Here is a 23,277-nt window from a genome sequence, read left to right as displayed (position 1 = left end):
CTAAACTTATCAAAGAACTCTTTGGCATAGTGGCAGAAGCCGCTTAGCCGATATGGTGAATTTTTAACGGACTATTATAAATAGAAACCCTATCCATATTTGTAATGAGAAATTCTCCTTGCAAGTGCATCTCTTTTTCATCGTCGCGTTGCGGTTCGGAGGTTGGGGTGAATGTAAATCCAAATTTGCCCATGTAGGCCTCATTGGGATTGTTGATTTGTGTGAATTCCATAACGCCGTTCCCGAAACAAAATGGAGAGTATGGAGAAGCTGTTTCAATGACACAGTAGGACTGTCTTTTCTCTTTATAATGATCAATGGCTTCGTAAATGTCTTCATTGTGGAAATCGGGCAATATGGATGCTATGTTATACCTTTGTCAAATCTATTATAAAAAAATAGTAGAATCGTTTCATTGTTCTGGTGCAGGATGTAGTTTTATACTTCTTTCTGTTTCAGAAGGTAGAAGCAAGATGTTGTACAGAAATTCCGAATGTACGGTATCTTTTCGATGAGAGCGGACAATTTGTGTGGTTTTAATCCGAATTTTGTTTCGTAATGGGGGTTGATGAAGAAAAGAGTTCTGTCCACAATGCTCAATTCTGCTTGACGAAGGAGTTGCTCGAAAGGCTCTATCAGCATTCGCGTTTTCTTGATTGAGAGTAATTCACTAATGCAGCGTTCACTTTCGCCTCCCAGTGTTAATAGGGCTTTATAGGCCGAGTTGGGCAGTAAGTGGATAAAGGGGAGGTGAGAAATAATCTTGCTGTGGCATATCTGTTGGTGTCCTCCGAAAGGCATTTGCCATGCTGGGAAGGCGATGAACAGCAACCCGTCGCTCCGTAAGAAACTCTGTAACTTGATTAAGAATGCCGTTTTGTTCTCTATGTGCTCTATCACGTCGTGGCAGATTACCAAATCAAAAGACCGTTCCATTCCTTCCAACATGAAAACATCGGAAACGATGAAAAGCCCGTCGACATGCCGTTCCTCAAAGAAGCGTTTTGCATCCATTATTCTTCCGTTGTCAATATCAACGCCGGTAGTGCGGCATCCCATCTCGGCAAAAGGCAGGAGATTCCCTCCATCCCCACATCCTATTTCCAATACTTTTGTTCCGGGTATCTTCTTGTATTTATTTATATAAGGTATATAATACTTTTGACTTGTCTGGGCAAGCTCTCTGAAATAGAGGTAACGGTCTGTTTGTCTTTGTTGCATAGTTCAGTTTCGTTTATTGTGGGGGATGGAAGGAATACAGTTGTTTAGGCTATTTTATGATGTCAATCTCAAGTTGTGAGTCGGCTTCTACTGTAAAACTTTTGTCTATAATTACAGTCTTTGTGCCCATGAGTGACAGTTTGGCTTTGTTTGTTACTGTCACATCGGATACTTGGATTGTTCCACCGGATACCGTTTCGTTTGTGGAAACAGATTTGTTCTGGAAATATATTATGTCATCTGTTATAGAGCGTGTTGTCTGCTTTTCTACATCGTCCGATATAATATCAGAATCACTGCATGACATCAGGGTATAACACCCTAATGTCATGATTATATATAATAATGTAAATCTCTTCATAGATATTAATTTTTAGTTTTGATGATTATGCAGATAGTTTTTTCTATAATTGGATTATAAAAATATATGGTAATACTACCTAAATCATCAGATTAAAAATTTAAATGGGTTCAACAGATTGTATTTCGGTGAAAGGTTATTTGATAGACATTCTTTCACTGTTATCAGTTATAACTCTGACTTCAGGCCGAAAATTTATAGATGGATATTATAGACAATTATTTAGCTTTCAAGGTTGCTACTTCTTGCGAGAGGGTTTGCACGGCGTTCAGCAGCATTGGAATAAGCTCTATATAGTTTATTAATTTCTTCCCGTCAGGATCTGTGATGACTAATTCTGGTAATACTTTTTCCACCTCTTGGGCGAGCATTCCATATTCGTTTGCATTGCCGCCTTTGACGAAGGTCCTTGCTGCCGTCTCATTTTCATCCTTGAATTTGTATGAGTAGGTTTTCAATTGTATTAACTTAGTTAAGCAGTTGTCTAAGGGTTGAATATTCATTTTGGCTCTGGCGTCCGAATAGTTGTATACGTTTTGTACTTGAATACTATTGAACTTGCCTGTCTGAGTGTTGTAAAATACTACTTGGTCTAAATGACTTGCCAAACGGGTTGCTGCCGGTGAAACGTCAATCTGAAAGAATTTACTGCCACCACTACATTTGAAATACATTCCGGAACCTTCAATAGTCTGACCATATACTCCGTATGGCGTAGTGTTTCCAATTGTAAGTCTTTTATTGCTGTCATACTTGATTTGGGCATTAAGACTTAATCCTAACATAAATAGAAGAGAAGTCACAAATACTCGATACGTAAAAAATGTTTTCATCTGTTTGTTTTTTAAGGGTTAATAATTGATATATTGAACAATACTGTTTTTCATTCAGCTTCTTTCCAAATTTCTTTTTGGTCAGTTTTCTTTTTTTACTCGTTACATAGCTTGCAATGTTTCTCATAGGAATAGGAAAATATTCTCAAAAAGAAACTCAAAAGAATACTGAATAAAATCTAAACAAGTTCTAACTGGTTAATAAATGAAATCTCCAATAAAATCGTCCTCTCCGTCTGAAATGGAAAGGGTGTATTTGCCGATAGCGAGTCCTTCTAAAGGAATCTGTACTTTACTGCCATCAATCATCATAAGATAATCGGTGTAGATTACATTGCCTTTTTCATCTTTGACTTCTACCAGGATAGAATAGCCTTCATCAAAAAGCATCAAGGTGAGTTCGTGAAGCTCGTCATCGTAGGTGGCTTCGATGGGGATGGCTGGGCCTAAACTGCGGTCGTCAGTATGGCGTGTTGTATACGTCCAATCAATTAGGGTCTTTTTTGCATTAGACAATAAAGGTGCGGCCAAGCATACACATAATAATACAGTTTTTAGTTTCATCATAATACATTTGTTTTCAGTTAATGATGCTACGAAATTATAGGAAATAAAATTTTACATAGCAATTTCATTTTATTTCTTACTATACAACCTAGTGCTGAAAATCAAATGATTACGAATTAAATCCTATACGGATAACCTATACAACTATTAATGTAATGAGCTGATTTTAAGTATTATAGTTAGTTTAGAAATGTATCAACCAAAATATTGTGCAATGTTTGTTCTTTGGGGAGATTACGACCCAATTTTTGCTTGATTCTGGTACGCTTCATCCATATAGAAGAAGGATTGATGTTTAACAATACAGCCTCATTGTTTCCATCAAACCCTAAAACATGGAGGTGACAATAACGGCATTCTTCTTCGGATAGATTGGGGCATTGTTCATAAAGAGAGGAGCGAAAGTCCGGATAGATTCTGCTTAATTCAATAACCAGCGTATTCCAAAGTTTGTCCGTCAATAATGGTTTGTTATTATTGGGTTGTGGCTTTGCTAATAGGGATGAAAGCTTTTTGTATATTGCAGAGCTTTCTAAACGTTGTTTTTGTAGCTCTTTGTATTTTTCTGATAGGAGCAGAATTTTTTGTTGTAATCTTATGTTTTCTCCCCTGTCTTCTTGTATGGTTTCCAAAGAGTGGCGTGCTTCGGATAATTGTGCGGCTATTTCGGAACGCTCTTTATCTAAGCTATACAACTTTTCTTCCTGCCAATGTAGTTGCATCTTGGCATGCTTGCGATAAAAATAGAAAACGATGCTTCCTATTATTAATAGGCTGACACAAATAATCAGATAAATGAAAGAGCGTTGTCGGGCATTTTTTAGTCTTCCGTTTTCTTCCTGTATTTTAAGATGATTGTATTTTTTCTCTACTTCAAGAATCTTGGCTTTGCTTTGGGCGTTGGTCAAAGAATCGACCATCTCGAAACAAAATTCCTTGAAATAAAGTGCTTTCTCATAATTGCCCGTAAGTTTATATATATTCCCATATAGTAGATTAACTCCATACGCAGTAGGGCTATGTAATGCCATGTTGTCTACTAATTCTTTGGCTTGCTTAATCTTTCCTGAAGCAATATAAATGCCAGCCAATCCCATAGAATCTTTCATACTATGACGAGTATTGAGTGATATTGCTTTCTTGTAGTATTTTTCTGCTAAATCATAACATTCTTGCATATCATAAATATTAGCGTAGGCATTGGCTATATTATAATCTACTCTTTGGATATGCAGTGTGGAGGCTATTGAATCTGCTTCTTTCATTATTTTTTTTGCATACGAAAACGAATCTACGAAGGCGAACTCCATTGCCAAATTCTTCATTGCATAAACTTGACTCTTGGGGTTTCCTGCTTTAGCAAACAAAAAAGAAGCCTCTGTGTATTTCGCTCTTATTTCATCAGGCATGTTTTTAAAGTTGTATAAGTCTGCCATATACGTGCATATATACCCTGCCACATTATACACCTTGTATTCCTTGGCATAGTGCAAAGCTTCCGCATACGTCTGCATCGCCAAATCCCACTCTCCGTCTTCGGCGTATGCACGTCCTAAGAACAATCCCACTTGTGCCCGTTCTTCGGGTGAGCCGTGCTTGTCTATCCACTTCTGTGTCCGTTTCCATTGGTGGACGGAAAGAGTGTCTGCATGGGTGTAGTTCGTGGAACGACCGCACAGCATGCAATATCTGGCAAAGTCGCGGTTGCCCAGTTCTTCGGGGTGGGGGATGCCTGCAAGCAGCAGGGAGGCACTGTCGGCATCGGTCGGCAGCAGGCGTTCGGCTGCATCGAGCATGGCGAGGCGGCGCGTGGCAGTTTCGTCGGTACATCTTGCTGCAAGGAGGCAGAAGAGAAGGAAGAGGGGCAGATAGAGGAGCTGTTTCATAATAGTTATAGTCAGTTTAGGCGGCAAATGTAAGGAAATAATCTGAAAAAAAGGAAGCATGCCGGTTTTTCGACATGCTTCCCTTTCTGTTTTTAAGTGCTCTTTTTTGTAGAATGCCCTTTTCTTATTTGATTCCCAGTTTCTTTGCAATATCCTTGGGCAGTGCATCCTTGTGCACAATGATGTTCATTGTTTTATAGCGTACGAATGCTTTGGAAGCATACCATTTGCCGTCATATTTGCCTGCCTTGCCCCAGGAATTCTTCACCATATAGTATTCGTTGCCTGTCTGGTCTTTGGCGATACCGTAAATCTGCATACCGTGGTCGTCGGTAGTTTCCCAGTTGTCGTAGGCCAGTTGGCGTTCCTCTTGTGTACACCACTTCTGCGGCTGAGGCTTGGTGTTGAGTTTCTTCTCTTCGGGTTTCATCTTCAGCCAGTGTGCCATGTCCGAACCGCTCAGTTCCTGCGCCTTTTCGGCATCGGGCAGTACGGCGATACCGTCGCGTGTGAAGCCCTGTTCGCTTACGTCGCTGCCCCAGGCAATGGTGTAGCCCTTGTTGATGGCATTGTCGAACACCTGCATCAGTTCGTCGATGGGCAGGTTGTAGGAAGAAGCCCAGCGCCAGTTGTCCTGAATCTCGAGGATGAACGACTGGTAGAACGGATGATGCGTGTAGGAAGTCAGTGAGATGTAGTCATCGGCATTCAGCCCGGTAGATTCATAGAAAGACTTCGGGGTGTATTCCTTGCCGTTGTAAGTGAACTTTTCGGGACGTTCGCCCAGATAGATGTCGTGGATGGAAGCAATGGCTTTCTTCCAGAGCGGAGTCTTGTTTTTGTCGGCTTGCAGGCTGCGGTGGTTTCCTTTGGCAATGGCAGCCACTACAGCGTTGGATACGGCTGTCAGTTCGTTGTGGTTGCTCAGCGTGTCGCCATACATCACGCCCGGACGCATTTCGCTTTCGGGAACCAGACCGAAGGTTTTCATGCCATATACAACGTCATAGAACGAACCGCCTTGTGAGAAGGAGATGTCGCCGTGTGTACGCACTGCCTTGTCGGCACGGTCCAGATAGGTGTTGTGCACGATGAACATTTCAGAGAGGTCGTACTCGCCCTTGCCCATACGGAGCAGTTCGGATTCGATGAACGCCAGTCCGGAGTAGCACCAGCATGTACCGGCGCGGTTCTGGTTTTTGATGGATGTGATGGGGTTTTCCTTCACGGTGGTGAAGACGAAACCTTCTTCTTTCGGAGTGTCTTGTGCTAAGGCATTTACGCTCAGCAGACCCAATGCGGCAATCAGTATTGATTTCTTCATCATGATTAAAATGTTATAGATTTATAGTTGCAGCTGCAAATATAGGTAGAATATCGTAAACAAAAGCTATCTTTGGAGCGTTAATTCCGACACTTATGGAGAAAATGATACGTATTGACGACCGTAGCGGTCTTGTTTTGGAGGGCGGCGGCATGCGCGGCGTCTTCACTTGCGGTGTGCTCGACAGCTTTATGGATTGTGGCATTCGCTTTCCCTATACCATCGGCGTCAGTGCCGGAGCCTGCAACGGACTTTCCTATATGTCCGGTCAGCGCGGGCGTGCCAAGTACAGCAATATCGACTTGCTGGAAAAATACAATTACATCGGGTTGAAGTATCTGTTGAAGAAACGGAATATCATGGATTTCGACTTGTTGTTCCGGGAGTTTCCGGAACACATACTTCCCTACGACTACGAGGCATACTTTCATAGCCCCGAACGCTATGTGATGGTGACCACCAACTGCGAGACGGGCGAAGCGAACTACTTTGAGGAGAAGCGGAACAAGGAGCGCGTCATTGATATTGTGCGTGCTTCGAGCAGTCTGCCGTTTGTCTGTCCCATTACCTACGTGGACGGCATCCCGATGCTGGACGGAGGTATAGTGGACAGTATTCCTTTGATGCGTGCCCGTCAGGATGGATTTACCAATAATGTGGTGGTGCTGACGCGCAATCATGGGTACCGTAAGGAAATTCAGGGAACGAAAGTTCCACCTTTTATATATAGGAAATATCCGTTATTGCGTGAAGCCATCAATCGCCGCAGCATGGTCTATAACCGGCAGCTGGAGCAGGTGGAACGGATGGAAGCCGCCGGAGAGATCGTTGTTATTCGTCCGCAGAAGCCGGTAGTGGTAGACCGCATCGAACGTGACATCAAGAAGCTGAGGGAGCTTTATGAAGAAGGATACCGGTGTGCGGAACGGTTCTTCCCGTAATCGGTTATTTGCATGCTTCATCCTTATTCTTTCACCGTCTCTGCCAACCTCGTTCCCATAGTGATGTATGATTAAAAGGCTTTTAATATCATATTATAAGCCTTTTAATGCTATATTATAAGCCTTTTAATCATATCTTCCCTATACTGCCTTCCCGGCAGACTTATACACGTATCCTGTTTCCCTTTAGCACTGATATGCCGTGATGTGGAAAGTATCATGGGGGAATATTACGGATAATCATTCAAGTTTATTCATCAAAAAACACGCGTAGAATACCTTTAGAAAGGGGATGTATCAAAAATACCACCTTTCGTAACATTTGTTATAGGTGCAAATCCTGGTTTCGCTTAATTTTGCTGACACAAAACTCAATTGCAGAATTGGTTTATTACTAACTTTAAATTAATAGATATGTTGAAAAGCATTAGTCTCAGGCTTTGCACACTAATTGTGCTTCTCTTTGCGGGCATCTATTCCTTTGCCCAGCAAGTCCAGGTAAAAGGTACTGTCGTTGAAAAATCGAGTGGTGAATCCATTATCGGTGCTTCTGTCATGGAAGTAGGTTCCAACAGTAATGGAACAATTACGGATATTGACGGAAATTTCACTCTGTCTGTAGCTTCCGGTGCCACATTGTCTGTATCCTATATAGGATATAAAACCGTTACAGTAAAGGCACGGCCCACTTTACGCATTGAGTTGACGGAAGATTCCCAGTTGATTGATGAAGTAGTAGTGACCGGCTATATGTCCGAGAAGAAGGCCAGTTTGACTGGTTCGGTGGCTGTGGTCAAGATGAAGGATGTAGCAGATATTCCTACGGGAAATGTGTTGTCGAGCTTGCAGGGACGTGTTGCCGGTATGAACATTACGACTGACGGCACACCGGGCGGTGGAAATACTTCTACATTGGTCCGTGGTAAGTCATCTTTCCGAAATGATGCCAATTCCCCGCTTTATGTCATTGACGGTGTGATGACCCGTGAGAACATCTCGTCTATCCTTTCTTCCAATGATGTAGAATCCATTCAGGTATTGAAGGATGCCGCTTCCGCTTCTATTTATGGTGCACAGGCTGCCAATGGTGTGATTATCATTACTACCAAACGTGCCAAGAAAGGGGAGACCCGTGTGGATTTTGATATGTCGTTGACTTTGCAGACCTATCAATGTGGCTTTGATATGTTGAATGCAGATGCGTGGGGCCAGGTTTATTGGTCGGCTTATAAGTATGCCAATAATGGAGCTACGCCAAGCAGCGAAATATATGGTAATGGTGCAACTCCCCAACTTCAAGACTATATCGGCCTGAATGGAGCTAAAGTACATGCCGTTGATACGGATTGGCGCGATGTGGTTTATCGCACTGCCTTGATGCAGAATTATAGTGCGACACTTTCAAAGGGCTCTGACAATGGTGCCTTCTCGTTAGCGTTGAACTATCTCGACCATGACGGTCTGGTAGAGAATACGAATTTCCAGCGTATCAATACCCGCATCAGTTCTAACTATCATTATCTTGACAATCGCTTGCGTATCGGCGAGAACGTTGCCATCAATCGTTGGACACAGACCCTCAGTCCGGCCGGTGTAGATGAGAATGCCATCAAACAGCATCCTGCCAAGACGGTTTATGATGAGAATGGCGGTTATAACGATGCCATCAATGATGTTTTGGGTGATGCCCCAAACATGGCGCGTCTGTTGGAGAATGAAAAGCGGAACAAACATGATTATTGGCGTATTTTCGGTAATGCCTTCCTTGAAATTGAACCGATAAAGGACTTGGTACTGAAAACCAATTTTGGTATGAACTATTACGATGAAACCAACAAAACCTTTGAGCCGGCATGGGCACGCGATGAGGTCAATAAGCTGACTCAATCATCCAACAAAAGGCTGGATTGGGTATGGACCAATACCGTGACTTATAGCAAAACATTTGGAAAGAACAATCTGACTGCACTTCTTGGTACAGAGGCCAAGAAGAACCATTCGGAATCCATGTTCGGTTATGGTACGGGACTGGCTATAGAAGATGAAGATTATATTTATCTCGACGGTGTGACTGCCGGTAAGAATGTAGGTGCCGGTGCTTCCAATTATGGCATGGTGTCTTACTTCGGTAAAGTGAACTATGATTATGAAGGACGGTATCTGGCCTCTGTTACGGTGCGTCGTGATGCTTCTTCCCGCTTGGCAAAGGGTAATAATGTTGATTACTTCCCCTCAGTGTCGGCAGGCTGGCGCATCTCGAGTGAGAAGTTTATGGAAGCGACCGGAAATTGGTTGGCAGATTTGAAACTACGTGCTTCATGGGGTATCAACGGTAACGATATTATTGATAATGAAGCTCCCTACACAAAATATTTGATTAGTCTGAAGGATGCAAGCTACAACATGAATGGTGATGGAACAACTTTGGCTCCCGGTGGTTACAAAGTGAGGTCTACCAATCCTGATTTGAAGTGGGAGAGTACAAGGCAGCTCAATATCGGTGTGGACGCCGCTTTCCTGAACGGACGTCTGAGTGCTTCTCTCGATTATTTTGATAAGAAGACAAGCGATATGCTTGTAGAGAAACCGTATATTGCTGTCATTGGCGAGGGTGGTTACTGCTGGTATAATGGTGGTACGATGAACAATAAAGGTTTCGAGATGGCATTGACCTGGAATGATAAGGTGAAGGATTTCCAGTATAATGTAGCATTTAATCTTTCATACTACAAAAATGAGGTGACAGAGCTGACGGAAGAAATTTACTATACTTATGGTGGCGGTAATGGTGTTGACAAGACTTTGGTTGGCCAACCGTTCGGTTCATGGATGGGCTTCAAGACAGATGGAGTGTTCCGTACCCAGCAGGAGGTGGATGAGTATAAATCCAAATATAATGTACGGTTTGGTGCTCCCGGAGTAGGACGTATCAAATACGTGGATGCTGACGGTAACGGTACGATTGATACGAACGACCGTGTATGGTTGGGTTCTGACAATCCGAAAGTGATTGCAGGTCTGAATCTTGGGGCATCTTGGAAAGGCTTTGACCTCAGCATGTTCTTCAACGGTATGATTCGTGATGCCTATAACAACTCCAAATATTATACGGATTTGTTCCAATGCTGGACCGGTAATCACTCTACCCGCCTGCTCGATGCCATGCATGCCTACGAGAATTTTGAAAAGACAGGTGTTTACAATAGCAGTGTACCTGCTTTGACCACCCTTAACAGCAACAATGAGCACGAGGTTTCCGAGTTCTATATTGAAAATGGTTCGTATATCAGGCTGAAAAGCCTGACATTGGGTTACACGCTTCCTAAAGCTGTTCTCGACAAGATGAAGATGCGTCATGCGCGCATTTATTTCCAGGCTCAGAATTTGTTTACGATTACCGGTTATACGGGTGCCGACCCTGAAGGTTTGGGCTATCCTTATCCGTTGCCTCGTACGTTCTCTTTGGGATTATCATTTGGTTTTTAAACTTTAAAACTATACTATTATGAAATTGAAACATTTATATATGCTTGGCGCAGTAGCGCTGATGACTGCAAGCTGTAATGAAGACAGGTTTCTGGATTTGAAGCCCCAGGGTAGCTTGAACGAAGATATTATGACTTCTACAAAAGGTGCCGACCTTTTGGTGAATGCTGCGTATGCAGCTTTGGGTGGTCCCGAGGGACAGAGCTGGAGTGTATGGTGTCATCCTACTTCCAATTGGACTTATGGTGAGGTGCGTTCGGACAATGCCTATAAAGGCGGTGGCGGTGTCGGTGACCTTAATGAAGTGCACCGTATGGAGACATTTGATATGGATGCTACCAATGGATTTCTGGACAGCAAGTGGTACCATCTATATTGCAGTGTGCAGCGTTGTAACTCTGCATTGCGCGTACTGAATGCTGCAACAGACGAGCAGGTGAACGGGCGTGTATCCCGCATTGCGGAGATGAAAGTGCTTCGTGCCCATTATTACTTTGAGTTGAGCCGGCTTTTCAACAAGATACCTTATTTTGACGAGAACGTTGAGATTTCCCGATATCCGGATATTCCGAACAATGAGTTTACCCGTGACGAGATTCTGAGTATGCTGGCCAAGGAGATGCTTGATGCTGCCGAACAGCTTCCTGCATCACAGCCGGAGGTAGGGCGTATTCATAAATACATAGCACTGGCCTATGCGGCTAAAATCAAGCTGTACCAGGCGTATCAGCAAGATGAGACTACACATGCCGTAACTTCCATCAATAAAGAGCTGCTGAGGGAAGTCGTTTCGCTTTGCGACCAGGTGACTGCCAGCAACCGTTACGGTTTGCTTGACGATTTCCAGGGATTGGATTTGGTAGCTAATGAAAACGGTAAAGAGTCTGTTTTTGCCATTCAATATTCCATGAATGACGGTACCGAAAGTGCCGGCCGCATCAATTGGAGCAATCTGTTGAATTCTCCGGGCGGAGGCAGTCCTTACGGAGGCGACGGTTTCTTCTTGCCCAGCCAAGACCTGATTAATGCTTACCAGACAGATGCAAACGGTTTGCCCGATTTTAATTATCAGTCAAAGCCTGATTATAGTTGGGCGGTACTGAACAATGGTGTTTATACTTTGCAAAACACAACTCCCAATGTAGACCCGCGTCTTGATTTTGTTGTGGGCCGTCCTAATATAACTTGGAAAACTTACCCGGACAAACCGTGTGAAGGATGGGTGCGTGATAAGGAAACTTACGGCTATAATTGTGCGAAGCGCTTTTGGGTTTCTCCGGAAAGTAGTGATATGTTTAATGGCTGGCCTTGGGGGGCTTCACAGTTGAACTGGCAGATTATACGTTACGCGGATATCCTTCTTTGGAAAGCTGAGGCTCTTATTGAACTCAATGAAGGCAATGGACTCGAAACTGCCCGTGATTTGATTAACCGGATACGCAATCGTGCCCGGAACAGCGCCTATGTAAAGGATTTCAACGACCATTCCCACAATGCGGCCAATTATCTTGTCAATCCTTATCCTGCTGATGTATGGAATCAGGATTATGCCCGTCAGGCCCTCCGTTGGGAAACACGTCTGGAGAAGGCTTTGGAAGGTGAACGTTTCTTTGACCTGGTTCGTTGGGGCATAGTGGAAACAACCATGAACAAGTACATCGCTGCGGAGGCAGACAATCGCATTTACTATGCCAATGCGCACTTTACGGGTGGAAAGGATGAGTATTATCCGGTTCCGAACAATCAATACGGATTCTCGGGAGGTAAGTATGTACAGAATCCCGGTTATGCTCCGTTCAACTAATCGTATTTTGAAATAGAAACGTAAGGGAGGTGAAACATTTGTTTCCCCCCTCTTTCTTTAAACAATCTTTTATTATGAAACACTTTGCCTATTCTATATTGGGCTGTCTATTGCTTTCTTTGAATGCAGCTTTTGCTCAAAAAACATGGTCGTTTGACGGGCAAGACCCCTTACTTTCCAGTGACGGCAAGTCATTGTTGAATTTGTACACTATAAAGGAAATACCGGAATTTGTTGCCGGAGTCGAAGGTAAGGCCCTTCGTACAGACGGCTATTCCACCTGGATGGAAACCACCGCGGAAGGAGATGTTTCGTCGTTGTCCGGATGGTTTGCTCTGGAATCTTATCCGACGGATACTGCTGCCTTTATGGGAATCAGAGACATGACAGGAACATCTGTAGCGGTATGTGTAGACCGTTATGGTGAGCTGCTGTTGGGAATGGGGCAGAATGGCTCATACTCTTACTGTTCATTAAAGACAAAAGTCGACCGTTTCAAGTGGCTGCATGTGGTCCTTGACTTAAGTAATGAATCGGTTTGCCTGAATGGGCAGAGGATGAGTGCGGAGGTATGGCCTCGGAACTTACAGGGTGGGGAAATGACCCTTCGGGTAGGTAAGGATTTCAGGGAAAAGAAGGTTTGGATGTACGATGTTACGGCTATAAACGGGTTGATTGACGGGATAAGCCTCACTCCTTTTTCCGATAATTCGTCTGCATGGAGAGACGAGATTGCCTTGGGATTGAAGAAGACGCCGGTTTTGGCTATTCCGGAAATCCGTTTTGCGAAGGACTTCAACCGCCCCCGCTATCATCTGTTGCCGGCTGCCAACTGGACTAATGAAACGCATGGCTTGCTTCTTTATAAAGGTAAATACCATATATTCAATCAGAAGAATGCTTCTGCCATTTTCCTGGGGCAGATAAATTGGGGACATTTCAGCAGTCCCGATATGCTTCATTGGACGGAGGAAAAGCCGGCTTTGACTCCTGATGCTGCTTATGACAAGAATGGAATATGGTCCGGATATGCTGTCATCAATGATGACGGTATCCCCCAACTGATATATACAGCCGGTGGAGACAATCTGGGAGTAGGTATTGCTTTTCCGAAAGATACTGCGCTGATAGAATGGGAGAAATATGCGGGTAATCCGGTTATCGCCGAGAAGCCTGCCGGATATACCCGTACGGACATGCGCGACCAGTATGTCTGGAAAGAAGGTGATGTCTGGTATATGATTATCGGCTTCGGCATTGAGCAGACCGATACACCCCATGGAGCTTTGTTGCTTTATAAATCGGCAGACCTGAAGAAATGGGATTTTGTACATTTACTGTTTGAGGGAAATCCGGAAGTGGATGATTCCGGTATTTTCTGGGAAATGCCGGTCTTTAAGAAGATGGGCGGCAAGTATGTTCTTTTGGTGAATAGGGTTCCTCATAAAGGCATACCTGCGCGTTGCCAATATTGGATAGGAGATTTCAAGAATGAGAAGTTTGTACCGGACAATCCGGTTCCTCAAAATCTGGAGGTCATCAACCGCTTGCTGTCTCCCTCTGTTGTGGAGACTCCGGAAGGGGATGTTGCTGCCATTGCCATTATACCCGATGAAATAGGAGGGGAAGCCACTTATGAACAAGGATGGGCGCATCTCTACAGTATGCCCAGAAGATGGCAACTGAAAGATGGAAAACTATGCCAGACACCCCATCCCGTGATGAAACAATTGCGTGAACAACCGACGGTTTATTCCAGACAGGCATTGACTGCTGCGAAACCATGCATTTTGAGCAGAAGGGAACATCAGCTTGAAGTCAAGGCGACTTTTTATCCCGGTGACGCAAGACGGTTTGGATTTACATTGTGCAAGAATCCGGATAATAGCGAATATAGCCTGATTTATTATGATGTGGAAAAGGAGGAACTTATTGTAGACCAGACGCATTCTTCCTTGCGTGCACACATTCCTTTGAAGATCCGCAAGGACCGGTATCGGTTGGACACAACCAAGCCGGTGGAAATTCGTTTGTTTATTGACGGTTCTGTAGTGGAAGGATTTATCAATAACGAAGATGCGTTTACTACAAGAATCTTTCCTCTGAAAGAAAACAGTACGCTATTGGAGCTATTCTCTGATGGAAATACAACGGAAGTTGCTGCCGAAGTTTGGAGACTGAAAGATGCAAGGGTAAAGATGAACTTTTAATGAAAATGCAGAAAATGAAGATACCAACTATATTGGGTGTGCTTTTATTGGCAGGAACATTGTCTGCCGGTGCACAAATGAATTCAGACAGTTTATACAAAGAGCCTTATCGTCCTCACTCTTCTGTGTCTCCCGATTCGCCAAGATGGTTTGCCAACAATGATGGTTGTGGAATTGTCTCTTTCTTTGTGAACGAAAAGGACACGCTGGTCTGCCTTGACGGCTATTTTTAGACTGAATGTAACATTTGTAGTATGCTTTGAAACAAAAAAGATAGTCGGGAATGGCGTAAGGCCGTATCTTTGCAACGGATGAAAAACATGAAACCATGAATAAACATAAAATATCTATTATGAACGTAAAACGAAATTTGGCCGCATTGCTCTTCCTGCTGTGGATGAGCGTTGGACTTTGTGCGGCGCAAAATCAAGAGGGACTGAAGGTCCATTATCTGGGTGCCAACCATAGTCTGATACAAGTAGTGTCTCCCAGGAAGTATCTGTTGTTGCCCGTTGAAGAGGCTGCTTCGGAGGCAACCATTCATGTACTGGTAAATAATAAGGTGGAGCGTACGCTGACGGTACGTCTTGCCATGAATCGCGTGGATTACTGGGTGCCTTTCGACCTGGCTCCGTATGAAACCGGCAAGGTGTCGCTGGACGTGCATACGGGCAACAGCCGTGCCAACGTACGCGATGCCATGGAGGATGCCTGCTGGAGCGATATATGCCTGAGCGATACGTTTGACGCATCTAACAGCGAAGCTTTCCGCCCGCTTTTTCATCATACTCCCCGCTATGGCTGGATGAATGATCCCAACGGGATGTTCTACAAGGATGGGGTGTATCATCTCTGTTTCCAGTACAATCCCTACGGTTCCATGTGGGGAAATCTTAGTTGGGGACACTCCACCAGCACCGACCTGGTGAACTGGAAAGCGGAAGAGCCGGTGCTCGTGCCCGACGGGCTGGGAATGATTTTCAGCGGCAGCTGTGTGGTGGACAAGGAGAACACCGCTGGTTTCGGCAAGGATGCCGTTGTCGCTATCTATACCTCGGCGGGTGCCAGCCAGATACAGAGTCTTGCCTATAGCTTGGACAACGGACGGACTTTCAAGACCTACGAAAACAATCCCATCATCACCTCGGACAAGGAGTGCCGCGACCCGAATATGTTCTGGCATGCCGAAAGCGGCAGATGGATTCTTGTCCTTGCCGCCGCGCTGGAGAGGGAGATGTGGATATACTCTTCTCCCGACTTGAAGAACTGGAAAAAGGAGAGCAGCTTCGGTCGTGGTTACGGATGTCAGGAGGGAGTATGGGAATGCCCGGACTTGATGCAGTTGCCCGTTCGGGGTACCGACGAGAAGAAGTGGGTGCTTATCTGCAACATCAATCCCGGAGGCCCCTTCGGCGGCAGTGCGGCACAGTACTTTGTAGGTGATTTCGACGGCAAGACTTTTACTTGCGACACCAAGCCCGAAGTCACCAAGTGGATGGACTACGGAAAGGACCATTATGCCACTGTGTCGTGGAGCAATGCTCCTGATGACAGACATACTGTGATAGCGTGGATGAGTAATTGGCAGTACGCCAACAACGTGCCCACCAAGCAGTATCGCAGTGCCAATTCTCTTCCGCGCGACTTGGGTCTTTACAAAGTCGGTGACGGCGACTATTATCTCACTACCGTACCGGCTCCCGAAACATTGGCTTTGCGGGGCAAGAAAACGATGGATTACGGTGCTTTCTCTGTAGGCAAGAACGGTGTGGCAAAGAAACTGCCTGTTGCCAATAACGGAATCTGTGAGGTGAATCTGGAATTGGACGCCCGCACTGCCGGAAAGGTAAACATTACCTTGAGTAATCCTAAAGGGGAACAGACCGTCCTGACCTATAATCTGACAGACAACAGTTTCGGCATGGATCGCACCCGAAGCGGTCTGACGGACTTCAGCAAGGATTTTCCTGCCATCACGCTGGCTCCGGCCCCTCAGGGCAGAAAACAACATCTGCGTTTGTTCATAGATCGTTGCAGCATCGAGGCTTTCGACGGAGAGGGGCGTTTCGTCATGACAAACTTGGTTTTCCCTACGGAACCCTACACCACTCTTTCCATATCGACCGACAAAGGCCGTTGCCGGGTAGGAAACCTGACCGTCTATCCGCTGGAGGTAGAAAATAATTTGACCATTAAAAAGAACATTGTAAAATGAAACAATCTGCTACATCTTCCGCTTCCTTGGCAAAGCTCTTTCCGGTCATGCTTTGCTTCTTCGCCATGGGCTTTGTAGACTTGGTAGGCATCGCTTCCAACTACGTGAAGGCCGACTTGAACCTGACCGACTCGCAAGCCAATATATTCCCGTCTCTGGTGTTCTTCTGGTTTCTCATCTTCTCCGTACCTACGGGTATGCTGATGAACCGCATCGGACGCAAGAAGACGGTGCTTCTCAGCCTTGTCATCACGTTTGCCTCTTTGCTTCTCCCGGTTTTCGGAGACGGCTACGTGCTGATGCTGCTCTCGTTCTCATTGCTGGGCATCGGTAATGCGCTGATGCAAACGTCGCTCAACCCGCTGCTTTCCAACATCGTAAGCGGCGAGCGGCTGGCAAGTTCGCTCACTTTCGGACAGTTTGTAAAAGCCATTGCTTCGTTTCTGGCTCCATACATTGCCATGTGGGGAGCTACGCAGCTCATTCCGTCTCTGGGCATGGGCTGGAGGGTGCTGTTCCCGGTCTATATGGTCATTGCGGTGATTGCCATTCTTTGGCTGAGCGGTACTTCCATCCGCGAAGAAAAGGAAGAGGGGCGCCCTTCCACCTTCGGGGAGTGCCTCGCCCTGCTGGGCAAGCCGTTTATCTTTCTCTGCTTCTTGGGCATCATGTGCCATGTAGGCATTGACGTAGGTACGAATACCACGGCGCCCAAGATTCTGATGGAGCGCCTGGGCATGACGCTGGCCGATGCCGGCTTTGCCACCAGCCTTTACTTCATCTTCCGCACGGCGGGTTGCTTTCTCGGAACCTTCATCCTTCAAAAGATGGCTCCCCGAACCTTCTTCGGCATCAGCGTGTTATGTATGTTAGTGGCGATGGTAGGGTTGTTCGTATTCCATGAAAAGACGATGATATATATTTGCATTGCCCTCATCGGTTTCGGCAATTCGAACATCTTTCCGGTTATTTTCTCCCAGGCGTTGCTTGCTATGCCACAAAAGAAGAACGAGGTTTCCGGCTTGATGATTATGGGGCTCTTCGGCGGTACGGTATTTCCGATAGCAATGGGCTTGGCAAGTGATGCTGTAGGACAAAGCGGTGCCGTGGCTGTGATGACGGTAGGGGTAGTCTATCTGTTCTTCTATATGCTGCGTATGAAGCGGTAATGTTTGTTCGCAGGATGGGGACGCATGTCCCAAAGCTGCGGATATCTGTCCCCAGCCTGCGGATGTCTATCCCAAGCCTTGGGATAGAGATAATCCTTGGTTCTTAGAAACTTTTTAATAGGTAGTTGGCTACTTTTTGTCCTATACTTGGCAACTTTTTTACTGCTTCTTGTCGGGTGGAACAATAGGCCGCTACGAATGAAAACATATGATTCAATAAACTAAATAATATCATGAATAAGGTAATTGTAGGAATGGGTGAGGCTTTATGGGATTGCCTCCCCGAAGGGAAGAAGATAGGCGGTGCTCCGGCAAACTTTGCTTACCATGCATCGCAGTTTGGGTTCGACAGTTGCGTGGTCAGTGCCGTAGGTGCCGATGCCGACGGAAACGAGATTCTGGATGTCTTTGCCCGGAAAGGCTTGCGAACTCAGATAGAGCGTGTGCCTTATCCGACCGGAACCGTACAGGTGACTCTTGATGCCGTAGGGGTTCCTTGCTATGAAATAAAGGAAGGGGTCGCTTGGGATAATATCCCGTTTACGGATGAATTGAGACATCTGGCACTGAATACCCGTGCCGTGTGTTTCGGTTCTTTGGCGCAACGCAGTGAAACTAGCCGCGCCACTATCAACCGTTTTCTTGATGCGATGCCTGATATGGACGAGCAGTTGAAGATATTCGACATCAACCTCCGCCAGGGTTTCTATACTAAGGAGATACTTTGCGAATCCATGCGCCGCTGCAACATCCTCAAGATAAACGATGAGGAACTGGTGACCATCAGCCGTATCTTCGGCTATCCGGGCATCGACTTGCAGGACAAATGCTGGATTCTGCTGGCCAAATATAATTTGAAAATGCTTATCCTGACTTGCGGAACGAACGGCAGTTATGTGTTTACTCCGGGAGTGGTATCCTTCCAGGAGACTCCGAAAGTGCCGGTGGCTGATACCGTGGGGGCGGGCGATTCGTTCACGGCAGCTTTCACGGCTGCCATTCTCAGCGGAAAGCAGGTACCCGATGCCCATAAACTGGCGGTGGAAGTCTCTGCATACGTTTGCACGCAAAGCGGTGCCATGCCGGAGTTGCCCGAAGCGTTCAGAGAACGATTGGGGTGATAAGGTGATAAAAGACTTTGCTCGTTTCCTATCAGTTATAAGTTTTTTCAGAAGTGTTATGAGTTAAAAGTATTATCTCGATTTCTCTCCTCCAGTGGGGAAGGGAAATCGAGATAGCATTGTTTAATCACGTTTGGTTTCTATACCATTAAAAACAAAGTCTTATATCGGGTTCAGGTTGTTTAGGCTTTGTTCTTGATAATCATTACCTCGATGATGGATATGGCAGTCTGTTCGGGGATTTCGAGAGATTCTGCCATCTGGTTAATCAGTTCCTTTTCTTCTTCTTCCAGCACGCCGTCTGCCAATGCAATATCTACCGCGCATGCAAAAGCTGTAAGCCTCAAATCTTCGGAAAGACCTTCAACGGAAGCGTTGACCAATGCACCGGGACCTTGGTTCCTGAGGATTCTGAATAACTTGTCGAACAGCTTGTCGAAAGCCGGATTGGAGAAGTTGTCGTATATTCTCAATCGACGGATGTAGTTAACGATTCCTGCCCATTCGGATTCTGCAATACTTCCATCTGCACCAGCCATTGCAAGAGCAATTCCGGCAAATGCTTCTTGCTGGGTCAGCTTCTCTTCTTCTGGCACAGCTTTGAAAATTTTGTCAAATATTCCCATATTGATTATGTTTGAAATTAATAATGTTTTGTTACCATTGAATTTTTCGATGGTGATACAAAGGTATATATTTGCATCGGTTTAGAAAAGCTTTTAGAGAGAAAAAGAGTTTCTCTTTATTCATTATACATTGATGCCATGGGCCGGGAAGCGTTTGCATTGCCATTGGGGCAACAGTGCAGTTGAGGCAACTTTTTCCCATTTTATTCGTCTTTTTGGAAGATTTTATTTAGATTTGCTCAACTGCGGTTATCGGCTTGGCCTTGCTCCGGTTTTTCGGGAGTGTCTGTTGTTGTGTGGATTGGGAGCAATGGTGGAGAATATAAAAGAAAAACGAAACAATATCTTAAATCAAAAGTAAAATGATGAGACAACATAACCTTCGGATTTTATTCTTTTTGCTTGTGTTCTGGGGAGTGGCGGTGGCCTGCTCCCGGCGTGAGGCACGTTTCCGTATCGGCGTTTCCCAATGTAGCGAGGATGAATGGCGCCGCCGGATGAACAGCGAGATACTCCGTGAAGCCCATTTCTACGAAGATGTGGAGGTGGACATCCGTACGGCCGTCGACGACAACGACCGTCAGGCAGAAGACATTCGTGAACTGATAGCCGAAGGGGTGGACCTGCTGATTGTGGCCCCTAATGAAGCCGCTCCGATCACTCCGGTGGTGGAAGAGGCATACAACCGGGGCATTCCGGTGATTGTGATAGATCGTAAAATCCTTTCGGATAAATACACGGCCTACGTCGGTGCAGACAACTACGAGATAGGGAAAGCTGTGGGAGAGTATGTGGCCAATGTGTTGCACGGGCAGGGAGATGTGGTTGAAATTTCCGGTTTGGTGGGCTCCACACCCGCCGTAGACCGTCATCAAGGATTTGTGAAGGCTCTATCCGCTTATCCCGGTATCCGGCTGCTGGCCGTTGAAGACGGTGCCTGGCTGCAACTTAAGGCCGAAGAAAAAATGGATATTCTGCTAGACCGTTTTCCTCATATCGACCTGGTGTATGCACAGAATGACCGCATGGCGGCAGGGGCCTATGCTGCCGTTGCTAGCAAGGGACGGGAGAAAGAAATGCGGTTCATCGGCATAGACGCCCTGCCCGGCAAAGACTACGGAGTGGAGAAAGTGCTTGCCGGCGAACTGGATGCCACGTTTATATATCCTACCGGTGGCGACCGTGTGATGCAGATTGCCATGGATATCCTGAACAAGCGTGATTTTCCCCGTGAAACTATCCTGGGTACTTCCGTCGTCAATCGCGACAATGCTCTCATCATGAAGATGCAGACCGCCCACATCGGCACCCTGGATGGAAAGATAGAAACCCTGAACGGAAAGATAAACCAGTATTTGGTCCGCTATGCCACACAGCAGGTTGTCTTGTACGGCAGTCTGTCTGCCTTGTTGTTGCTGGTCGGCTTGTTGGTGGCTGTCTACCTCTCCTTGCGTGCCAAGAATCGGTTGAACCGTGAGCTGTCCATGCAGAAAAAGAAACTGGAGGAACAGAAAACACAGTTGATACAGCAGAAGGAACAGCTGGAAGTGCAGAAGTCGCAGTTGGAACAGCTTTCTCATGAATTGGAGGAGGCTACGCATGCCAAGTTGGTGTTCTTCACGAATATTTCGCACGATTTCCGTACTCCGCTGACGCTGATAGCCGATCCCATAGAGCAGCTTCTTGCAAACCGCACTATCGACGGACAGCCGCGCCAGCTCCTCGAACTGATGAAAAAGAATGTGCATATCCTGCTTCGCCTGGTTAACCAGATACTTGATTTCCGGAAGGTGGAGAACGGGCGCATGGAGCTTCATCTCGAACCTTTTGATTTGCTCGACAGCTTCCGGGGCTGGAACGATTCTTTCCGCATGGCGTTGCTGAAGAAACATATTGCTTTCAGCTTTGAGGCATCTCCCGATGCGGACTTCCGGATGATGGCGGATGCGGAGAAGATGGAGCGCATTTACTTCAATCTCTTCTCCAATGCCGTGAAGTATACGCCGGAGAACGGGAAAATCGCCCTACGCTTGTTAAAGGCGGAACAGAACTATACTCTGTCCGTCTTCAATTCCGGCAGTTACATTTCTACAACCGATGTGGAAGCCATCTTCGAGCGTTTCTATCAAGTAAACGGGCATCAGGCCGGTACCGGTATCGGACTGGCGCTGGTACGTGCCTTTGTGGAGATGCATGGCGGCAACATCACGGCACGCAGCGACGAGAAAGGCACTACTTTCACCGTTACTTTCCCACAGCAGGATGTTTCGCAGTATCGCCCCACTATAGTGACGCTGCCTGTCGAAGGGGAGGAAGTGTCGTCTACCCTGATAGATATGGAAGTGAAGGCAGGCGAAGAGGTGGTTGAGGCCGATTGTCCTACTGTGCTGGTAATTGACGATAATTCGGATATACGCAGCTATGTGAAGTCGCTGTTGTCGAACGAATTCCGCGTACTGGATGCAGCGGACGGGTCAGAGGGTATCCGGCTGGCCATGAGGTATGTGCCGGATGTGATTGTCTCGGATGTAATGATGCCTGGTATGGATGGTGTGGAATGTTGCCGCCGCTTGAAGGGAGAGTTGCAGACATGCCATATCCCGGTGATTCTGCTGACGGCCTGCTCGCTGGACGAGCAGCGTATCCAAGGCTATGATGGCGGTGCCGATTCTTATATTTCCAAGCCGTTCAATTCGCAGTTGCTCTTGTCGCGTGTCCGCAATCTCATTGCAAACCGTCGTCAGTTGAGGCAGTTTTTCGGAGATAACCAGACTATTGAGAAGGAAACCATCAGTGACTTGGATAAGGACTTCGTCTCCCGCTTCAAATCGCTTGTCGGGGAGAGGATGAAAGATGCGGAACTCAATGTGGAGGACTTGGGACGGAATATGGGTATGAGCCGTGTGCAGCTTTACCGTAAGCTGAAATCGCTGACCAACTATTCGCCGAATGAGCTGCTGCGCCAGATGAGGTTGAAAAAGGCTGCCTCACTGCTTGCTTCCTCTGACATGACGGTAGCGGAGATTGCTTATGAAGTGGGCTTTTCGTCACCTTCCTATTTCACGAAATGCTATAAGGAACAGTTTGGGGAGAGTCCTACCGGGTTCCTGAAAAGAAGAGGCTAATGAAACGGATTGTATTCTCCGTTTGACTCCCGAAAATAAATCGGGTGGGAAACGCTGTCGTGCGATTCCCACCCGATACGCATGTTTGTTTTTACTTCTGTTCAGACGATACCAAAGTTTATTTCAGTATTTGAGGCAGGTTCTCTCTTCCCCAGAAGTAGTAGACGCAGATTCCGATCCAGCTGGTAAGCAGGAGGATAATCGCAACTAATAGTTTCTTCACGCCGTCTACCGGCCACTTCATGATTTCAAGTACGGCTTTGACACACAGAACCACGCCGATAACCCAAATGATAAATCCAATCATAACCTGTGATATTTAGTATTGTTGATTAAAAAACAAATAGAGACTGCGCCTTATTCAGGAGCAGCCTCTATTCTTTATTTA

General features: G+C 45.9%; 19 protein-coding genes. 10 read left to right on the top strand and 9 right to left on the bottom strand.

The genetic code is table 11. From position 1 onward, the window contains the following. Positions 1-43 precede the first annotated feature (43 nt). The 6 genes from M1B78_RS03670 to M1B78_RS03640 form a co-directional block, all read right to left on the bottom strand. Positions 44-232 carry a hypothetical protein gene (locus M1B78_RS03670; RefSeq protein WP_257939924.1) on the bottom strand — a complete coding sequence of 63 codons (189 nt, stop codon included), beginning with the start codon at positions 230-232 and terminating at the stop codon, positions 44-46. Positions 233-438: 206 nt separating this feature from the next. Beyond that, positions 439-1,221: a class I SAM-dependent methyltransferase gene (locus tag M1B78_RS03665; RefSeq protein WP_257939923.1), complete on the bottom strand. Its 783-nt coding sequence runs from the start codon at positions 1,219-1,221 to the stop codon at positions 439-441. A gap of 49 nt (positions 1,222-1,270) precedes the next feature. Beyond that, complete coding sequence (locus M1B78_RS03660) at positions 1,271-1,552, bottom strand: hypothetical protein (protein WP_257939922.1); 282 nt, start codon at positions 1,550-1,552, stop codon at positions 1,271-1,273. 248 nt (positions 1,553-1,800) lie between these two features. Next, positions 1,801-2,415, bottom strand: a complete 615-nt coding sequence (locus tag M1B78_RS03650; protein WP_257939921.1) for a tail fiber domain-containing protein — start codon at positions 2,413-2,415, stop codon at positions 1,801-1,803. Positions 2,416-2,613: 198 nt separating this feature from the next. Then, the gene (locus M1B78_RS03645; RefSeq protein ID WP_257939920.1) at positions 2,614-2,982 is read right to left on the bottom strand and encodes a DUF3244 domain-containing protein; all 369 of its coding nucleotides are present in this window, start codon (positions 2,980-2,982) and stop codon (positions 2,614-2,616) included. 179 nt (positions 2,983-3,161) lie between these two features. Beyond that, entirely contained in the window at positions 3,162-4,550 is a 1,389-nt protein-coding gene (locus tag M1B78_RS03640) for a hypothetical protein (RefSeq protein WP_257939919.1), read from the bottom strand. 81 nt (positions 4,551-4,631) lie between these two features. Between M1B78_RS03640 and M1B78_RS03635 the strand changes: the two genes are divergently transcribed. After that, positions 4,632-4,901, top strand: coding sequence for a hypothetical protein (locus M1B78_RS03635; protein WP_257931636.1), 270 nt, complete (start codon positions 4,632-4,634; stop codon positions 4,899-4,901). A 91-nt stretch (positions 4,902-4,992) separates the two neighbouring features. Here M1B78_RS03635 and M1B78_RS03630 read toward each other — a convergent pair whose 3' ends face one another. Further along, positions 4,993-6,192, bottom strand: coding sequence for an aminopeptidase C (locus M1B78_RS03630; RefSeq protein ID WP_136011107.1), 1,200 nt, complete (start codon positions 6,190-6,192; stop codon positions 4,993-4,995). Between the two features lie 95 nt (positions 6,193-6,287). Between M1B78_RS03630 and M1B78_RS03625 the strand changes: the two genes are divergently transcribed. The 8 genes from M1B78_RS03625 to M1B78_RS03590 all read left to right on the top strand — a co-directional run bounded on the left by M1B78_RS03625 (position 6,288) and on the right by M1B78_RS03590 (position 19,138). Next, a complete protein-coding gene (locus tag M1B78_RS03625; RefSeq protein ID WP_257939918.1) occupies positions 6,288-7,133 on the top strand; it encodes a patatin-like phospholipase family protein in 846 nt (281 codons plus the stop codon). Positions 7,134-7,547: 414 nt separating this feature from the next. Further along, a complete protein-coding gene (locus M1B78_RS03620) occupies positions 7,548-10,619 on the top strand; it encodes a SusC/RagA family TonB-linked outer membrane protein (protein ID WP_257939917.1) in 3,072 nt (1,023 codons plus the stop codon). A 19-nt stretch (positions 10,620-10,638) separates the two neighbouring features. After that, a complete protein-coding gene (locus M1B78_RS03615; protein ID WP_136011099.1) occupies positions 10,639-12,423 on the top strand; it encodes a RagB/SusD family nutrient uptake outer membrane protein in 1,785 nt (594 codons plus the stop codon). 74 nt (positions 12,424-12,497) lie between these two features. Then, on the top strand, positions 12,498-14,633 hold the full coding sequence (locus M1B78_RS03610) for a glycoside hydrolase family 32 protein (RefSeq protein WP_257939916.1): 2,136 nt from the start codon (positions 12,498-12,500) through the stop codon (positions 14,631-14,633). 14 nt (positions 14,634-14,647) lie between these two features. Then, the gene (locus tag M1B78_RS03605; protein ID WP_257939915.1) at positions 14,648-14,866 is read left to right on the top strand and encodes a hypothetical protein; all 219 of its coding nucleotides are present in this window, start codon (positions 14,648-14,650) and stop codon (positions 14,864-14,866) included. Between the two features lie 119 nt (positions 14,867-14,985). Continuing rightward, positions 14,986-16,848: a DUF4980 domain-containing protein gene (locus tag M1B78_RS03600; RefSeq protein ID WP_257939914.1), complete on the top strand. Its 1,863-nt coding sequence runs from the start codon at positions 14,986-14,988 to the stop codon at positions 16,846-16,848. After that, complete coding sequence (locus tag M1B78_RS03595; protein WP_257939913.1) at positions 16,845-18,017, top strand: MFS transporter; 1,173 nt, start codon at positions 16,845-16,847, stop codon at positions 18,015-18,017. The genes M1B78_RS03600 and M1B78_RS03595 overlap by 4 nt, the downstream gene beginning before the upstream one ends. A gap of 233 nt (positions 18,018-18,250) precedes the next feature. Next, positions 18,251-19,138 carry a carbohydrate kinase family protein gene (locus M1B78_RS03590; RefSeq protein WP_257939912.1) on the top strand — a complete coding sequence of 296 codons (888 nt, stop codon included), beginning with the start codon at positions 18,251-18,253 and terminating at the stop codon, positions 19,136-19,138. A gap of 182 nt (positions 19,139-19,320) precedes the next feature. Here the strand turns inward: M1B78_RS03590 and M1B78_RS03585 are convergent, their stop codons facing one another. Continuing rightward, on the bottom strand, positions 19,321-19,764 hold the full coding sequence (locus M1B78_RS03585; protein ID WP_136011094.1) for a tellurite resistance TerB family protein: 444 nt from the start codon (positions 19,762-19,764) through the stop codon (positions 19,321-19,323). Positions 19,765-20,129: 365 nt separating this feature from the next. Between M1B78_RS03585 and M1B78_RS03580 the strand changes: the two genes are divergently transcribed. Then, the gene (locus tag M1B78_RS03580) at positions 20,130-22,889 is read left to right on the top strand and encodes a hybrid sensor histidine kinase/response regulator transcription factor (RefSeq protein ID WP_176468871.1); all 2,760 of its coding nucleotides are present in this window, start codon (positions 20,130-20,132) and stop codon (positions 22,887-22,889) included. A gap of 118 nt (positions 22,890-23,007) precedes the next feature. Here M1B78_RS03580 and M1B78_RS03575 read toward each other — a convergent pair whose 3' ends face one another. After that, positions 23,008-23,196: a hypothetical protein gene (locus M1B78_RS03575; protein ID WP_016273175.1), complete on the bottom strand. Its 189-nt coding sequence runs from the start codon at positions 23,194-23,196 to the stop codon at positions 23,008-23,010. Positions 23,197-23,277 lie beyond the last annotated feature (81 nt).

It is taken from the genome of Bacteroides muris (ex Fokt et al. 2023), from assembly GCF_024704895.1.
GTDB lineage: Bacteria > Bacteroidota > Bacteroidia > Bacteroidales > Bacteroidaceae > Bacteroides > Bacteroides muris.
Note: the sequence above shows the minus strand (reverse complement) of the source record. Positions and strands in the feature narration are given on the sequence as shown.

What these genes read in the sequence shown, in the direction of transcription:
- M1B78_RS03670 (WP_257939924.1), bottom strand. Translation starts at nt 232, where the DNA reads ATGGAATTCACACAAATCAACAATCCCAATGAGGCCTACATGGGCAAA.
- M1B78_RS03665 (WP_257939923.1), bottom strand. Translation starts at nt 1,221, where the DNA reads ATGCAACAAAGACAAACAGACCGTTACCTCTATTTCAGAGAGCTTGCC.
- M1B78_RS03660 (WP_257939922.1), bottom strand. Translation starts at nt 1,552, where the DNA reads ATGACATTAGGGTGTTATACCCTGATGTCATGCAGTGATTCTGATATT.
- M1B78_RS03650 (WP_257939921.1), bottom strand. Translation starts at nt 2,415, where the DNA reads ATGAAAACATTTTTTACGTATCGAGTATTTGTGACTTCTCTTCTATTT.
- M1B78_RS03645 (WP_257939920.1), bottom strand. Translation starts at nt 2,982, where the DNA reads ATGATGAAACTAAAAACTGTATTATTATGTGTATGCTTGGCCGCACCT.
- M1B78_RS03635 (WP_257931636.1), top strand. Translation starts at nt 4,632, where the DNA reads ATGGGTGTAGTTCGTGGAACGACCGCACAGCATGCAATATCTGGCAAA.
- M1B78_RS03630 (WP_136011107.1), bottom strand. Translation starts at nt 6,192, where the DNA reads ATGAAGAAATCAATACTGATTGCCGCATTGGGTCTGCTGAGCGTAAAT.
- M1B78_RS03625 (WP_257939918.1), top strand. Translation starts at nt 6,288, where the DNA reads ATGGAGAAAATGATACGTATTGACGACCGTAGCGGTCTTGTTTTGGAG.
- M1B78_RS03620 (WP_257939917.1), top strand. Translation starts at nt 7,548, where the DNA reads ATGTTGAAAAGCATTAGTCTCAGGCTTTGCACACTAATTGTGCTTCTC.
- M1B78_RS03615 (WP_136011099.1), top strand. Translation starts at nt 10,639, where the DNA reads ATGAAATTGAAACATTTATATATGCTTGGCGCAGTAGCGCTGATGACT.
- M1B78_RS03610 (WP_257939916.1), top strand. Translation starts at nt 12,498, where the DNA reads ATGAAACACTTTGCCTATTCTATATTGGGCTGTCTATTGCTTTCTTTG.
- M1B78_RS03605 (WP_257939915.1), top strand. Translation starts at nt 14,648, where the DNA reads ATGAAGATACCAACTATATTGGGTGTGCTTTTATTGGCAGGAACATTG.
- M1B78_RS03600 (WP_257939914.1), top strand. Translation starts at nt 14,986, where the DNA reads ATGAACGTAAAACGAAATTTGGCCGCATTGCTCTTCCTGCTGTGGATG.
- M1B78_RS03595 (WP_257939913.1), top strand. Translation starts at nt 16,845, where the DNA reads ATGAAACAATCTGCTACATCTTCCGCTTCCTTGGCAAAGCTCTTTCCG.
- M1B78_RS03590 (WP_257939912.1), top strand. Translation starts at nt 18,251, where the DNA reads ATGAATAAGGTAATTGTAGGAATGGGTGAGGCTTTATGGGATTGCCTC.
- M1B78_RS03585 (WP_136011094.1), bottom strand. Translation starts at nt 19,764, where the DNA reads ATGGGAATATTTGACAAAATTTTCAAAGCTGTGCCAGAAGAAGAGAAG.
- M1B78_RS03580 (WP_176468871.1), top strand. Translation starts at nt 20,130, where the DNA reads ATGAGACAACATAACCTTCGGATTTTATTCTTTTTGCTTGTGTTCTGG.
- M1B78_RS03575 (WP_016273175.1), bottom strand. Translation starts at nt 23,196, where the DNA reads ATGATTGGATTTATCATTTGGGTTATCGGCGTGGTTCTGTGTGTCAAA.